The organism is Pseudomonas sp. PDM01 (genome assembly GCF_014852325.1).
Taxonomy (GTDB): Bacteria; Pseudomonadota; Gammaproteobacteria; order Pseudomonadales; family Pseudomonadaceae; genus Aquipseudomonas; species Aquipseudomonas migulae.
Genome location: NZ_JACVBK010000001.1, coordinates 803304 through 817619, shown reverse-complemented (window position 1 = coordinate 817619; position 14316 = coordinate 803304). Strand labels below are relative to the sequence as shown.

Genomic DNA, 14316 nt, shown 5'->3' with positions numbered 1-14316 from the left:
TTGAAAAATGACTTCACGCTGGACCACTGCAGTACTGGACACCGATCAACCGGGCGGCTGGGCCGTTGCGCGCAGCCCCGAAGGCTTCCTGTTCGACGACAATGGCGCGCTGTTCCCGCGTGAATGGCTCAAGCGTCAGGACCTGCCGGTTCTGGCCGAGCACGGCATCGGTCATCTGGATGGCGAACCGGTCTACCTGTTGGAGCTGCGCAGTCACAGCGAAGTGCCGGGCTGCAACTGGAAAGGCTTGCGGGCGTTCATGCTCGATGGCGATCACGCGGTTTACAAAGTGCTGGGTTATGCCGCGCAGATCGGCACCTGGGCCCGTGAACACCGCTTTTGCGGCAACTGCGGGCAGGCGACCTTGCAGGTGCCGCGTGAGCGGGCGATGTATTGCGAGCCGTGCAATTTGCGCTATTACCCGCGGATTTCGCCGAGCATGATCGTGCTGATCACCCGTGGCGATGAAGTCTTGCTGGCGCGCTCGCCACGGTTTGTCACCGGGGTCTACAGCACGCTGGCGGGTTTTGCCGAACCGGGTGAGTCCGCTGAAGACTGCCTGATTCGCGAGGTGCGTGAAGAGGTGCAGATCGAGGTCAAGAACATCCAGTACATGGGCAGCCAGTGCTGGCCGTTCCCGCACTCGATGATGCTCGGCTTCCACGCCGAGTACGCCGGGGGCGAGATTGTCTGCCAGGAGGACGAGATCGAGGACGCCCAGTGGTTCAACGTGCACGAGCTGCCGCCGTTGCCGGCGTCACGCTCGATTGCCCGTTACCTGATCGACGTCTATGTGGCGCGGCGCTTAGGCCACGCTGAACCAGTGCTGCCAGGCTAGGCGCACTGTCAGGCCCAGCACCACGGTGATGAACACCGGGCGAATGAACTTGGCTCCGCCGCTGATGGCGGAGCGCGCACCGAAGAACGCACCGACCATCACCGACAGGCCCATGCTCAGGCCGATGATCCAGTCCACTTGCCCGGAAAAGATGAACACCGACAGCGCTGCAATGTTGCTGACGAAGTTCATGCTGCGCGCCACGCCGCTGGCCTTCACCAGATCGATGGGGTACATCAGCAGGCTGCTCACGGTCCAGAACGCGCCAGTGCCGGGGCCGGCCACACCGTCGTAGAAACCGAGGCTGAAGCCTTGGGTCGATTGCCACTTTTTCTTGATCGGTGCTTCGCTGTCCAGCGGCGCTTTCGGCGTGCCACCGAACAACAGGTAAAGGCCGCAGGCGAACACGATAACCGGCAGCATTTTGTTCAGCCATTCGGCGGGCAGGTAATGCGCGACCACGGCACCGGTCAGCGCGCCGACCAAGGTGCCGACGATGGCGTGCACCCACTGCCGGGGATGGAACAGTTTGCGTCGATAGAAGGTGAAACTGGCGGTGGCCGAGCCGAAGGTCGAACTGAGTTTGTTGGTGCCCAGCACCAGATGCGGCGGCAGGCCAGCGGTCAACAGCGCCGGCGTGGTCAACAGACCGCCGCCGCCGGCAATGGCGTCGATGAAACCGGCAATGAAGGCGACGACGGCCAGGATGGCGAGGGTGGTGAGGTCAACGCTGAGTTCGAAAGGCATGGAAATGGGCTTATTCGGCGGGGTGCAGCAAAGGGCTGCGGGGAAGGGCCGATATCTTACCTATATCCAACTTCTGCGGCGACTGGTCTGGCCTCTTCGCGGGCAAGCCTCGCTCCTACGGTTAAGTGTATTCCCCTGTAGGAGCGAGGCTTGCCCGCGAAGACTGACTCGCAGGCGCTACATCACTTGGCGGCCGGCCCATTCCCGATCTGCCACACAAACGGCGGTTCAGTCCCGTTAATCTCCCAATCCCCGACAATCCGCGCCTTGTAGATCACCGGATTATGCGAAGACACGGTCCGCGCATTACGCCAATGCCGGTCCAGCGACTTGCCCTGACGCACATCCGAAGCCCCCAGCGCATTGAACAGCTCGGTGGTCGCCCGCTGAATCAGCTCCGACACCACCACCTGCGCTTTCGCCGATTCGAGCTCCGCTGCAACATTCGCGGCCCGCTCCAGCGCGTCATCCCCCGAAAACCGCGCCAGATACGCCCGCTGCGCCGGTTGTGCAGCCTTCAACGCGCTCGCTTCGGCGGCGTACACCAGCGCCGCCACCTCACCGACGACTTGTTGAACTTGTGAATCCTCGCTGACGCGCTGGGCATTGCCATGGCTGTAAATACGTTTGCGTTCACCTACCTGATGCGCCACGTCGCGCAACGCGGCGCGACCGATTCCGGCCAGCGTGGCCAACAACACGAGCTGATAGAACGCCGTCTGGTATTTGAAACGGGTGGCGAAGTCGATGACGTTTTCGGCGTCCACCTCGGCGTCGATAAACTGCGACGTGCCGCTGCCCGTGGTGCGCTGACCGAAACCGTCCCAGTCATCGCTTTGCACGATCCCCGGTTGTCGGGTGCGCACCGCTGCGATGACATCGCCGCCGGTATCACTGCGCTGGGCGTAGACGTCGATCCAGTCGGAAAACAGGCTGCCGGTGCTGTAGAACTTTTCACCGTTGAGCCGCCAGCCGTCGCCGTTGGGCGAGACTTTAGTGATCACGTCGCCAATCGCCACATTGCCGATTTCTGTCCAGGCACAGCCGACAATGTCGCCGTCGACAAAGCGTTTGAACCACAGGTCCCGTGCCGGCCCTGGCGTGGCGTTCAAGCGGTCCTCGGCAAACGCGAAATGCCCGCGCAGTGCCTGGGGCACGTTGGAATCGGCTTCGGCCAGTTCGATCAGCAACTCAAACAGCTGCGGCAGGGAGGCGCCGCCACCCCCATATTCCGCCGGCACCCGCACCGCGCCGAAACCGGCTTCCTTCAGCCACTGGATGGGCTCGTAAGGCAGACTGCGCGATTGTTCACGCTCAATGGCACCGGCGGCGATGCGCTGGAAAACAGGACGGAATCTCGCGGCCAGCGCTTCATAGTCAGTGCCAATGGACAGCGGATTGATTACCTGGTGTTCGGTCATGGGACAGCTCCTTGGATCGGCAGTGGATGCCAAGGGGGATTGCATGGTCCATGCCGGAGAGGGGCGGCCAGGATTTACTGAAGCGTAGGGATTCAGATTCTGCTTGAACTGTTGCTGGGCCAACAGCGCCGCAGCAAATTGCCCTGACACACCCAGACCCATGTGGGAGCGAGCCTGCTCGCGATGGCGGTTGCACATACAACACTTTTGTTGGCTGACACACCGCCATCGCGAGCAGGCTCGCTCCCACAGGGGGCTTCGGTCGGTACAGGAAAGCACTGGCACGGTTGCTGCTCTCACCCCAGGACTTCCTAACGTCCCGAGGACACGTCAATGAGTCAGCAAGCCGTCAAATTTGCCTACTGGGTGCCGAACGTCAGCGGCGGGCTGGTGGTCAGCAAGATCGAACAACGCACCCACTGGGGCATCGACTACAACCGCAAACTGGCGCAACTGGCTGAAGCGGCGGGGTTCGAATATGCCCTGACGCAGATTCGCTTCACCGCCGGTTACGGTGCCGAGTACCAGCATGAATCGGTCGTCTTCAGCCACGCGCTGCTCGCCGCCACCACCACATTGAAAGTCATCGCGGCGATCCTGCCCGGCCCCTGGCAACCCGCGCTCGCGGCCAAGCAACTGGCGACCATCGATCAACTGACCAACGGCCGCATCGCGGTGAACATCGTCAGTGGTTGGTTCAAGGGTGAATTCCAGGCCATCGGCGAACACTGGCTGGAGCATGACGAGCGCTATCGCCGCTCCGAAGAATTCATTCGCTCGCTCAAAGGCATCTGGAGCCAGGACAACTTCACCTTTCGCGGCGACTTTTACCGCTTCGACAATTACAGCCTCAAACCGAAACCACTGGGTCAGCCGGAAATCTTCCAGGGCGGCAGCTCCCGTGCAGCACGGGACATGGCGGCGCGAGTTTCGGACTGGTACTTCACCAACGGCAACACGCCGGAAGGCATCAAGGCGCAAGTCGACGATATCCGCAGCAAGGCCGCCGCGAACAATCACTCGGTGAAGGTCGGGGTCAACGCGTTCGTCATCGCCCGCGACACCGAAGAAGAAGCACGCGCAGTGCTGGCGCAGATCATCGATCAGGCTGATCCGGAAGCGGTGAATGCCTTTGGCGATGCGGCGAAACAGGCGGGCAGGGCATCACCGGAAGGCGAGGGTAATTGGGCCAAATCAACGTTCGAGGATCTGGTGCAGTACAACGACGGCTTCAAGACCAACCTGATCGGCACGCCGCGGCAAATTGCCGAGCGGATTGTGGCGTTGAAAGCGGTGGGCGTGGATTTGGTGCTGGCGGGGTTTCTGCACTTTCAGGAAGAGGTGGAGTACTTCGGCAAGCGGGTGCTGCCGTTGGTGCGGGAGCTGGAGGCCGAGGCCAACGTGAAACAAGCCGAAGTCGCCTGACCACCACAAAAACTTGTAGGAGCCGGCTTGCTGGCGATAGCGATTTCACAATCAACATCATCGTTGAATGTTATGACGCCATCGCCAGCAAGCCGGCTCCTACAAGGGGGATATGCGTTTACAAGCCCAGGTCGGACAAACTTGGATGATCATCCGGGCGACGCCCCAGCGGCCAGTGGAACTTGCGGTCGCTTTCCTTGATCGGCATGTCGTTGATGCAGGCGAACCGGTTGGCCATCAGGCCGTTCTCGTCGAACTCCCAGTTTTCGTTGCCGTAGGAACGGAACCAGTTGCCTGAGTCGTCGTGCCATTCATAGGCGTAGCGCACGGCGATGCGGTTGCCGGTGAACGCCCAGAGTTCCTTGATCAGTCGATAGTCCAGTTCCTTGGCCCATTTGCGCGTCAGGAAACCTTTGGCTTCTTCACGGTTGTAGGCGAATTCGGCGCGGTTGCGCCATTTGGTGTCCAGTGTGTAGGCCAGAGACACACGCTCTGCATCACGGGAGTTCCAGCCATCTTCGGCCAGGCGAACTTTTTCGATGGCCGATTCACGGGTAAACGGCGGCAATGGCGGACGAACTTCGGCGTTAGACATTTAAAGTCTCCCAATAAGATTAAAGTTCAAGCAAGTTGTCGGGCTTGTTTAAAGTGTTACAGGTCCAATAACTTTCGCGCCATGCATTGCGCATTATCGGCGGCACTGTGATCACCCATGACAAGCGCCACGGTAATGGCGCCATCGATCAGGATCAGCAGCTGTTTGGCCAGCGTCTCCGGGTCGGTTGCGCCATGTTCGGTGCAGAGCTCGCGCACGTAGTCGAGCAGCTTCTGTTTGTGTTCTTTGGCGACCAGCCGGACCGGGTCTTGCGGGTCGCCGGTTTCACCGCTGGTGTTGATGAAAGCGCAGCCACGGAAGCCTTCGGAGGCAAACCAGGCCTTGAGCACGGTAAACAGGTTGAGTAGCCGGTCGGCCGGGGTTTCGGCCTGGTCGACGGCACTTCTGTACCAGAGCATCCAGCGCACGTCGCGGCGTTGCAGGGCGGCGACGGTCAACTCCTCCTTGTTGGCGAAGTAGCGGTAGACGCTCTTTCTGGAGACGCCGGCGGTTTTCACCAGAAGATCCATGCCCGTGGCAGCGATGCCACTTTTGTAGATCAACTTTTCGGTGACATCCAGAATGATGTCGCGTGTGTCGTTGCTAGTGATTTCGTTCATGGGGCATACAGTAGAACGATCGTTCTCCTTGGTCAAATATTATTTTGTGGCGACCATGAAATCGCCTTCGCGGGCAAGCCTCGCTCCTACAGAGGTGTAGGAGCGAGGCTTGCCCGCGAAGGGGTCATTACAGACCGTAACAAGACCCAAACCCCTCCATGGTGTAAGCTCTCAACCTCTCCGGATTCGACCCATTGCGAGCCCTATGCCGTCGCTTTTCAAACGCTCTCTGCTGCCCAAACTGCGCAGTTTTCCGCTGACCGCCGATGCCGTCACCATCCTCTCTGGCGCTGCCGAATTCCGTCGTTGCCTGTTGGAAAAAATTGCCCAGGCGACCCGGCGCATCTATATCGTCGCGCTGTACCTGCAACAGGATGAAGCCGGCCAGGAAATTCTCGATGCCTTGCATGCTGCCAAACTGGCGCGTCCGGAACTGGACGTGGTGGTCGTCGTCGACTGGCTGCGCGCCCAGCGTGGCTTGATCGGTGCCGGCAAACAGCCGGGCAATTCGGCGTGGTATCAGGAAACCACCCGAACCCACGCCAGCGTGGTCCCGGTGTACGGTGTGCCAGTGCAGACCCGCGAGCTGTTCGGCGTGCTGCATTTGAAGGGCTTCGTGATCGATGACTGCGTGATCTACAGCGGTGCGAGCCTGAACAACGTTTATCTGCACAAATTCGACAAATACCGCTACGACCGTTATCACCTGCTGCACAACGGCGCCCTGGCCGATTCGATGCAGCACCTGGTTCAGCACGGCCTGGTCGCCTCGAAAGCGGTGCATCGCCTCGATTTGCCGAACCTGCCGACCACCCGCAGCCTGCGCCACGACATCGGCGACCTGCGCAGCCGCCTGAAACATGCGGCGTACGACACCACGACGGGCACCACGGTTAAAGACGGTTTGTCGGTCAGCCCATTGCTTGGGGTCGGCAAGAACAACCCGTTGAGCCGGGTAATCTGCGAGTTGATCGCCAGTGCCCAGCATCAACTGACGATCTGCACGCCGTACTTCAACCTGCCGTTGGCGGTGACCCGGGAGATCAACCGGGCATTGGCCCGCGGTGTGAAGATCGACATCGTGGTCGGCGACAAAACGGCCAACGACTTCTACATCCCGCCGAGCGAGCCGTTCAAGGTGATCTCGGCGTTGCCGTACCTCTACGAGATCAGCTTGCGGCGTTTCGCCAAGCGTCATCATCGCAGCGTCGACAGCGGCCAGTTGAACCTGCACCTGTGGAAGGACGGCGATAACACCTATCACCTGAAAGGCATGTGGGTCGATCAGCGTTACACCTTGCTGACCGGCAACAACCTCAATCCGCGCGCATTCCGTCTCGACCTGGAAAACGCGCTGCTGATTGATGACCCCAAAGGTGAATTGCTGGAGCCGCGTCGCAGTGAGCTGGCGGAGATTTTCCAGCACACCACGCGCATCGAGCGTTATCAGGACCTGCAAACCCTGCCGGATTACCCGGCGGGCGTGGCCAAGTTCCTCAAGCGTGTCAGTCGTGTGCGCATTGAACGCTTGCTCTATCGCATCCTATAAAGCCTGACACTGCCGGGGCCCTGGCCACAGGGCCACCAGCAGCAACAGCGCAGCCGCCACCAGATACGGCAAACGCGGTTCGATGCCGTAGATCAGCGTGGCGGTCAACGGCCCGATCACCACGCCGAACCCTTGGGCGGCGCCGATGGAACCTGCGGTCGCGCCTTGCTCCGAGGCCTCGACCGCATTGGCGGCAAGCGCGGCGAAGGACGGGAAAATCAGGCCCATGCCGCTCGCCGAGACAAAGAACCCCAGCCACAACCCCCACGCCGAATCGACCATGATGCTGCCGGAAAACCCCAGCGCAGCGACCATCGCGCCGACCCGGATCAGCCGTAGCGGCGGCCATTCCAGTCGACGCACAACCAGCTGCGAACAGATCAACGCGAAGCCGACCATGGTCAGGGCGATACCGGCCGTTTGCGCGGCGTCGGCCGGGCTCATGCCCAGTCGATCGATGGCGAAGAAGCCAACGGTGATCTGCGCGACAGAAACGCACAGCATCGCCACGAACGCGACCGCCATGGGCCGGCGCAACCGTGGATCGTTGAGGTGCACCTTGCGCGGTGCCTGACGCAAGTGCAGTTCCTGGGCCTTGAGTTTGTAACGCAGCACGAGGAATGCCATCAGCGGTAGAAACGCCATGGCGTAGAAGGGCAGGCTCAGGCTGTATCGGGACAGCAACGCCGCTATCGCCGGGCCGACCACCAGCCCGCAGGCGTTGGCAGCGCCCAGCGCGGCCATGGCTTTGGCGCGGTGTTGCGGCTCGACGTTGTCGGCAATCAACGCATTGCAACCCACCGGAATCGCCGCATAGAACACCCCGATCAGCCCGCGTCCGAGCATCAGCCCGATAAACGCCAGCGCCGCTGAAGGCAGGAATCGCAAAGACGTGTCGATGAACAGGCACAAGGCCCAATAGGCGAGGGTGAATCCCGCAGTGCCGAGCAACAGAATGCGCCGTCGTCCAAAGCGGTCGCTGGCCTGACCCCATGGACGCGCCAGCACCATCCAGATCACCCCGGACACCGTCACCGCCGCACCGGCCTGCCAGGTGGCCAGGCCCAACACCCGGGCGATGGGCCCGATCAAAGAAACGAACGCCATCATTGCCATGGTGCAGGCCATGTTGGCGACCATGAGCGGGCGCAGGTCGAAGGTTGAAGCGGACATGGGTGAGTCTTCCGTGAGCTTTTATTATTGGCGGGGGATGGTAGCAGGAGGGGAATGTGTAGGGGCTGAAAATGCCTTCGCGGGCAAGCCTCGCTCCTACAGAGGTATGCGATCCCCTGTAGGAGCGAGGCTTGCCCGCGAAGGGGCCCGCTCAAACGCTACAAAAAATCAATTCAACCCAAGTTTCCCACGCAACGTCGACAAATCCTCAGCCAACGTATTCACCGGCCCGACCAGCGCCTTGCGGTCGCTGTCCTTCACTTTGTCATAGGTCTCAAAACCGCCATCCCTGGTTTTGTACTTCGCCAGCGTCTTGTTCACCGTGGCAAAGTTTTTGTCGACCTTGGCAATGAACGCCGCGTCCTGCTTCTCGATCTGCGGACGGAACAGGTCGACGATTTTCTTCGCGCCGTCGATATTGCCCTGGAAGTCATACAGGTCGGTGTGGCTGTAACGATCCTCTTCGCCGGAGATCTTGGTGGCGGCGACTTCTTCCAGCAGCGCCGCCGCGCCGCCCACCACTTTTTCAGGCGGGAAGGTCAGGCCGGCCACGCGGGTTTGCAGGTCCTTGACGTCTTTGTTCAAGCCATCGGCCAGTTCGCCCAGGCCCTTGGTGCTCTTCTCGGAAAACAGCGAGTATTCGATGCGGTGGAAACCGGTGAAGTCTTCGGCTTTCACGCCTTTTTCGTGGTCGTCGACACGGGAGTCGATGGAGGCGTCGAGGTCACTGAACAGCTCGGCAATCGGCTCGATCGATTCGTAGTAAACCCGGGTCGGCGCGTAGAGTTTTTGCGCGGTGGCCAGATCACCTTTCTTCACCGCATCGGTGAATTTCTGAGTGTGGCTGGCCAGTTCGTCCAGTTGCTCGGTGACGTAGATTTTGTAATCCGAAATCGGCCCCACCAGTTCCAGCGGCGCCGTCGCCGCGAAAGCCGAAAACGGGGTGTTGAGCAAACCAAGGGTCAGCAATAACGCGAGTGGCGACTTTTTCATGGGACGGTTCCGTGTTGGGGGTTGGTTAGGCGGTGGCTTTTGTTTGTGTGGCGTTGAGCAGCGAGCGACCGATGAAATCCTGGTCGCCCGTCACACCCGGCAGGGTGAAGAAGTACCCGCCGCCGACCGGCTTGAGGTACTCCTCGAGCGGCTCGCCGTTGAGCCGGGTTTGCACGGTGATGAAGCCTTTTTCCAGGTCGGCCTGATAGCAGATGAACAGCAACCCCATGTCCAGCTGACCGTTCTTGTTCACGCCGTTGGAGTAGTTGAACGGCCGGCGCAGGATCAGGTTGGCCTGGCTCGCGGCAGTGCGCGGGTTGGCCAGGCGAATGTGCGCGTCGAGCTTGGTCAGCTTGCCTTCCGGGTCCTTGGCGTAGTCCGGCACCTCGGTTTCGTGGGCACCGCCCATGGGGGCGCCGGTGCTTTTGACCCGGCCGAGAATGCTTTCCTGCTCCTGCAACGGCGTGCGGTCCCAGCGTTCGACGAAGTTGCGGATGATCCGCACCGCTTGATAGCTGCCATTGACGGCCCACGCCGGTTCGTCGCTGCCGGGCTGGACCCAGACGATGCGATCCATGGCCTTGGCGTCGTTGGAATCGGGGTTGGCCGAGCCGTCGCGAAAACCCAGAAAGTTACGCGCACTCTGCGCCGGCACACCGGGTTTCGCCGGTGCCTGGGGCGGCACGCTGCCTTCCTGTTTCCAGCGCACCAGCAGCAAGTCCGGCAGGTTTTTCACGATGTCGCGCAGGGCGTGGATGTTGGTGTCGGTGGTGTTGGAGCAGAACTGCAGACTCAGGTCGCCGTGGCAGCAATCGGCTTCCAGCGCATCGTTGGGGAAACCGACCATGCGACTCAGCCGTTTCGGTTTGGCGTGGACCAGGCCGAAGCGTTCGTCGAATAACGATTCACCCACCGAGACGGTGATGGTCAGGTTGTCCGGCGTGACCACCGGGCCAAGAATCCCTGAATCCACCGGCGGCAGTTTCGGATCGACCTGCGCCACCGGGCCGCCCTTCATCAGGAACGCGATGCGCTCATTAAGCGTGCGGAACAGCCGTTCGAGGTCTTCGCGGTCACTGGCCAACACATCAAACGACACCAACATGCCCGACGCCGGGCGCGGCGTGACGATGCCGCTTTGGTGCTGGCCGTGGAAGTCGTGGTGGTCTTCGGTCCTGTCGCTGCTCGGTGCTTCGGTGACTTGCGCGGGGCTGGCGGCCATGGCCGGGCAGCTCAATGCCGAACCGGCCAACGCGACACCGGCGGCACCCATGCCCATCAAAACCCGGCGACGCTGGAGGTTGAATTGCTCTGAATCGTTCATCTGAATGTCGTCTTCTGCTACAGGCCGGAAAGGCCAAGGGCGGGATCGATTCCATCGAGTGCATCGGCCAGTGCCTTGGCCTTGTCGGCGATCTGTTTGCGTTGCGCGGCGCCGACCGTGTCATAGCTCGCATAGCCGTCCTTGACCTTGAAACCGTTGAGTTCGGAATCAAGGCTGGCGACAGTGCTGTCGAGGGCCGGCAGCAGTTCGGCGGCGGACTTGGTCAGCAACGGGCGCAACAGGTCGACGACTTTGCGGGCAGCTTCGAGGTTGCCGGCGAAACCGTACAAGTCGGTGTGGCTGTAGCGTTCTTCTTCACCGCTGCTGGCGCGCACATCTCCGAGGTTATTGAGGTTGCGCACCACGATGCTGACCAGTTGTTCCGGGGGCAGCGATTGCGCGAGCAGTTGTTGCTTGAGCGTGGTGACGTCGGTCAGCAGCTGTTGGGCTACCGGTGTCAGGCCGTCGAGGTTGCGTTGCTGGAACAGCGCATATTCCAGGCGATGGAAACCCACGAAGCCGGGGTCCTGCTCACGCTTTTCAAAGTAATCGGCACGGGCGTTGATGGTGTTGTCCAGTTCCGCCAGGCGTTGTGTGGCCGGGGCAATGCGTTGATAGGCACTGCGCGCCGGGACGTACAAGGCTTGCGCCTGACTCAGGTCACCGGCTTCGATGGCTTGTTCAAGCGCGGTGACGGCTTTGATCAACGCGGTGCTCTGGCTGCTCAGGTAAACGCGGAATTCCGACAACGGCCCGACGAAAGCCACCATCGACGGCTTGGCTTTGGCCGCGGCATCGGACGCCGCGGTTGGTGTCACGTGCAGCGTGCCACGCGGGTTGCTCAGCAGGCCGCAGGTGATCGCGTAATCGCCGGGCAACAGGTTGGCGTTGATCACCTGACTCAGGCCGGGCGCGATGTTTTCCCGTTCTTCGACCACCAGCACGCCGTCAAGGATTTCCCATTCAACGGCGCGATCCGAGCGGTTGACGATGCGGAAACTGGCGCGACCGGCCGGCACCGTCAACGCATTCGGCTCGCAGCTGTGGGGGTGAATGGTCACCAGCACTTCGTCATGGTTGGCCTGGCGTTTGGCCGCGGCCATTTTCGAGGCGTAGTAGAACAGGCCGCCGGCGGCGATCATCACGATCACCGAACCGGCCACCGCCCAGCGCAAGGCGCGGGGAGGGGAGGCCTGGGGAGGGGCTTGATTTGACATGGGTGCCCTTACTGACTGGAAAAAATGCATTGGCGCACGCCCCTGTAGGAGCGAGCCTGCTCGCGAAAAAGCCACAGGCGCCGCTGGGCATCTGGTTTCACGCGTTATCGTTAACGACCATCGCGAGCGGGCTCGCTCCTACAGAGGACAGGTGGCGCCGGGAGAAAAAACATCACCAGCGCCACCAGCAGGTAAATCAGATAAGCGCCGAGGGTGCTGACGGTGGGCGCGTCCTGATAGCCGAACATCCCGGCCAGCACCGAGCCCAGCGGGCCGTCCATTGGCAGCGTCGCGCTGAAGTCGAACAACACGGTTTGCAGCTGATTCCACACCCCGGCCTCATGTAGCGCCTGCACCGAGTTGGCGAGAATGCCGGCCGCGACCACGAGGATGAACAGCCCGGTCCAGCGAAAGAACGCGCCGAGGTTCAGGCGCATGCTGCCGGTGTAAATGAGGAAACCAACGATGATCGCCAGAATCAGGCCGAGCAGGGCGCCAATCGGGGCCGCCGGGCCTTCGCTTTGCTGGAACACCGCGAGCAGGAAAAACACCGTTTCCAGGCCTTCCCGGGCGACGGCGAAAAACACCATGGCAATCAGCGCCGTGACCTGATGTTTAGAGCCAGCCAACGCCTGATCGAGGGAGACGTGCAGCGAATGCTTGATCGAACGCGCCACCTTGCGCATCCAGAACACCATGGAACTGAGGATGCCGACCGCCACCAGGCCGACCACACCTTCAAACAGTTCCTGTTGTTTCTGCGGGAACTCAGCGCTGACCAGTTCCAGACCACCGCCCACCAGCAGGGCCAGCGCGGCGGCGAGAAACACGCCGATCCACACGGCCGGCATCCACTGGCCACGACCGGTTTGCTTGAGGTAGCTGGCGATGATGCCGACGATCAATGCGGCCTCGATGCCTTCGCGCAGCATGATCAGAAAAGGAACAAGCATTCAGCACCGTCGTGGAATTAGATAGGGTGCTAATTTGTAACATAATGACACTCATTCCCAAATGCCAATAGTTGACATTTACCTGAACCTAACCTGAACAACCCTCAACATCGCCCATATCCCCTGTGGGAGCGGGCTTGCTCGCGAAGAGGCAATGTCAGTCACTATGGATGTTGAATGACACACTGCTTTCGCGAGCAAGCTTCGCTCCTACGGAACTGTGTCGCTGTGCGCTACTATGCCCTCCACTCAAACAACAGGGCACACCCCGCGCAATGTCGGAAAAAGACACCATTTCCATTCAACTGGTGCGTGAAGCGCTGTTGCAAAGTTGCGCCCCTGGCGCGGCCACCGATGAGGTGTTGAGCAAGGTCGGTATCGATCCGGCGCTGCTGGAGTCCGCCGTTGCCCGCGTCCCGGCCACGGCCTATGCGCGTTTGTGGCGGTTGCTGGCCCGGCGTGGCGACGATGAGTTTTTTGGCATGGACCCGCGCAAGCTCAAATCCGGCAGCCTGGAGTTTCTGTGCCGCTGCTCAATGGTCCAGCCGAGCCTGGCCGCCGGTATGACTTCGGGGCTGGGGTTTCTGTCGTTGATGCTCGAACACCTGCCCGCGCAGCTGGTTCGTCAGCAAAGTCTCGCGGAAATCGTCTTGCTGGAAGACGACCAGGACCCTCGCCGCGCGTTCACCTATTTCACCTACTGGATGATCGTTCACGGCGTTGCGTGTTGGCTGGCCGGGCGGCGGATTCCGATTCTGGCCATCGAGTTGCGCTGCCCGGAACCGGATTTCTGTGATGACTATCAGGTGATGTTTTCCGAGAACCTGCGTTTCGACCGGCCACGCACCCGAATGATTTTTTCGGCCGATTGCCTGGACCTGCCGATCAAGCGCAGCGCGGAAGAACTCAAGCGCTTCCTGGCCCATGCGCCGGCCAATATTCTGGTCAAGTACCGCGACCCGGAGAGTCTGGCGAGTCGGATCAAGCACGATTTGCGGCAATTGCCCGCCGAGCAGTGGCCGGAAACCGAACCTCTGGCACAGCAACTGTGCATGTCGGCCTCGACCTTGCGGCGGCGGCTGGCGGAGGAGGGGCAGACCTATCAAGGCCTCAAGGACAGCGTGCGCAAGGAACTGGCCATTGTCTGGCTGGCGGAGCCAAGTATCAGCTTCGCCGAAATCGCCACGCGACTGGGGTTTGCCGATGCGAGCTCGTTCTACAAGGCGTTTCGCAAATGGTCGGGGTCGAATCCGGGGCATTATCGGAGTTTGATTCTGACCGAAGCGAGCTGATCCGGGTTTTGTGGTGATTGGGCGGGCCTCTTCGCGGGCAAGCCTCGCTCCTACAGAGAAATGCGATCCCCTGTAGGAGCGAGGCTTGCCCGCGAAGGCGTCAAACCCGGCGCCACATCTGTTGGATCTTGGCCAAACCAGTCAGACAACTTGATAGCTTTGACCATTG

General features: G+C 61.0%; 13 protein-coding genes. 4 read left to right on the top strand and 9 right to left on the bottom strand.

The window, feature by feature from the left end; translation table 11 throughout:
* The first annotated feature begins 7 nt into the window (after window positions 1-7).
* Window positions 8-838, top strand: coding sequence for an NAD(+) diphosphatase (nudC, locus tag IB246_RS03735; RefSeq protein ID WP_008026265.1), 831 nt, complete (start codon window positions 8-10; stop codon window positions 836-838).
* Here nudC and IB246_RS03730 read toward each other — a convergent pair.
* Both IB246_RS03730 and IB246_RS03725 read right to left on the bottom strand, forming a co-directional pair.
* The gene (locus IB246_RS03730) at window positions 806-1585 is read right to left on the bottom strand and encodes a TSUP family transporter (protein ID WP_008038340.1); all 780 of its coding nucleotides are present in this window, start codon (window positions 1583-1585) and stop codon (window positions 806-808) included. The two genes, nudC and IB246_RS03730, sit on opposite strands and share 33 nt — an antisense overlap.
* 182 nt (window positions 1586-1767) lie before the next feature.
* Window positions 1768-3006: an acyl-CoA dehydrogenase family protein gene (locus IB246_RS03725; protein ID WP_008038342.1), complete on the bottom strand. Its 1239-nt coding sequence runs from the start codon at window positions 3004-3006 to the stop codon at window positions 1768-1770.
* A gap of 333 nt (window positions 3007-3339) precedes the next feature.
* Here IB246_RS03725 and sfnG point away from each other — a divergent pair, with 333 nt between their 5' ends.
* A complete protein-coding gene (gene sfnG, locus IB246_RS03720) occupies window positions 3340-4431 on the top strand; it encodes a dimethylsulfone monooxygenase SfnG (protein ID WP_008038344.1) in 1092 nt (363 codons plus the stop codon).
* A gap of 118 nt (window positions 4432-4549) precedes the next feature.
* On the opposite strand, the gene IB246_RS03715 is transcribed toward sfnG, so the two are convergent.
* Both IB246_RS03715 and IB246_RS03710 read right to left on the bottom strand, forming a co-directional pair.
* On the bottom strand, window positions 4550-5026 hold the full coding sequence (locus IB246_RS03715; RefSeq protein WP_008038345.1) for a DUF1348 family protein: 477 nt from the start codon (window positions 5024-5026) through the stop codon (window positions 4550-4552).
* A gap of 56 nt (window positions 5027-5082) precedes the next feature.
* Entirely contained in the window at window positions 5083-5646 is a 564-nt protein-coding gene (locus tag IB246_RS03710) for a TetR/AcrR family transcriptional regulator (protein ID WP_008038347.1), read from the bottom strand.
* 205 nt (window positions 5647-5851) lie between these two features.
* Here IB246_RS03710 and pssA point away from each other — a divergent pair, with 205 nt between their 5' ends.
* Window positions 5852-7195, top strand: coding sequence for a CDP-diacylglycerol--serine O-phosphatidyltransferase (gene pssA, locus IB246_RS03705; protein ID WP_008038356.1), 1344 nt, complete (start codon window positions 5852-5854; stop codon window positions 7193-7195).
* Here the strand turns inward: pssA and IB246_RS03700 are convergent.
* From IB246_RS03700 to efeU, 5 genes are all read right to left on the bottom strand, one after another.
* Window positions 7190-8368, bottom strand: coding sequence for an MFS transporter (locus IB246_RS03700; protein WP_008038357.1), 1179 nt, complete (start codon window positions 8366-8368; stop codon window positions 7190-7192). The genes pssA and IB246_RS03700 overlap by 6 nt on opposite strands.
* Before the next feature lie 168 nt (window positions 8369-8536).
* Window positions 8537-9361 (bottom strand): iron uptake system protein EfeO, encoded by an 825-nt coding sequence (gene efeO, locus IB246_RS03695; RefSeq protein ID WP_008038359.1) that lies wholly within the window; start codon window positions 9359-9361, stop codon window positions 8537-8539.
* A 25-nt stretch (window positions 9362-9386) separates the two neighbouring features.
* Window positions 9387-10685, bottom strand: coding sequence for an iron uptake transporter deferrochelatase/peroxidase subunit (gene efeB, locus IB246_RS03690; RefSeq protein WP_008038360.1), 1299 nt, complete (start codon window positions 10683-10685; stop codon window positions 9387-9389).
* Window positions 10686-10702: 17 nt separating this feature from the next.
* Window positions 10703-11902 carry an iron uptake system protein EfeO gene (gene efeO, locus IB246_RS03685; protein ID WP_008038361.1) on the bottom strand — a complete coding sequence of 400 codons (1200 nt, stop codon included), beginning with the start codon at window positions 11900-11902 and terminating at the stop codon, window positions 10703-10705.
* 110 nt (window positions 11903-12012) lie between these two features.
* Entirely contained in the window at window positions 12013-12855 is an 843-nt protein-coding gene (efeU, locus tag IB246_RS03680) for an iron uptake transporter permease EfeU (protein WP_008038362.1), read from the bottom strand.
* A gap of 275 nt (window positions 12856-13130) precedes the next feature.
* Here efeU and IB246_RS03675 point away from each other — a divergent pair, with 275 nt between their 5' ends.
* Window positions 13131-14147: an AraC family transcriptional regulator gene (locus tag IB246_RS03675; protein ID WP_008038363.1), complete on the top strand. Its 1017-nt coding sequence runs from the start codon at window positions 13131-13133 to the stop codon at window positions 14145-14147.
* Window positions 14148-14316: the final 169 nt, after the last annotated feature.

Coding starts and splice junctions, on each gene's coding strand:
- nudC (WP_008026265.1), top strand. CDS start 8: ATGACTTCACGCTGGACCACTGCAGTACTGGACACCGATCAACCGGGC.
- IB246_RS03730 (WP_008038340.1), bottom strand. CDS start 1,585: ATGCCTTTCGAACTCAGCGTTGACCTCACCACCCTCGCCATCCTGGCC.
- IB246_RS03725 (WP_008038342.1), bottom strand. CDS start 3,006: ATGACCGAACACCAGGTAATCAATCCGCTGTCCATTGGCACTGACTAT.
- sfnG (WP_008038344.1), top strand. CDS start 3,340: ATGAGTCAGCAAGCCGTCAAATTTGCCTACTGGGTGCCGAACGTCAGC.
- IB246_RS03715 (WP_008038345.1), bottom strand. CDS start 5,026: ATGTCTAACGCCGAAGTTCGTCCGCCATTGCCGCCGTTTACCCGTGAA.
- IB246_RS03710 (WP_008038347.1), bottom strand. CDS start 5,646: ATGAACGAAATCACTAGCAACGACACACGCGACATCATTCTGGATGTC.
- pssA (WP_008038356.1), top strand. CDS start 5,852: ATGCCGTCGCTTTTCAAACGCTCTCTGCTGCCCAAACTGCGCAGTTTT.
- IB246_RS03700 (WP_008038357.1), bottom strand. CDS start 8,368: ATGTCCGCTTCAACCTTCGACCTGCGCCCGCTCATGGTCGCCAACATG.
- efeO (WP_008038359.1), bottom strand. CDS start 9,361: ATGAAAAAGTCGCCACTCGCGTTATTGCTGACCCTTGGTTTGCTCAAC.
- efeB (WP_008038360.1), bottom strand. CDS start 10,685: ATGAACGATTCAGAGCAATTCAACCTCCAGCGTCGCCGGGTTTTGATG.
- efeO (WP_008038361.1), bottom strand. CDS start 11,902: ATGTCAAATCAAGCCCCTCCCCAGGCCTCCCCTCCCCGCGCCTTGCGC.
- efeU (WP_008038362.1), bottom strand. CDS start 12,855: ATGCTTGTTCCTTTTCTGATCATGCTGCGCGAAGGCATCGAGGCCGCA.
- IB246_RS03675 (WP_008038363.1), top strand. CDS start 13,131: ATGTCGGAAAAAGACACCATTTCCATTCAACTGGTGCGTGAAGCGCTG.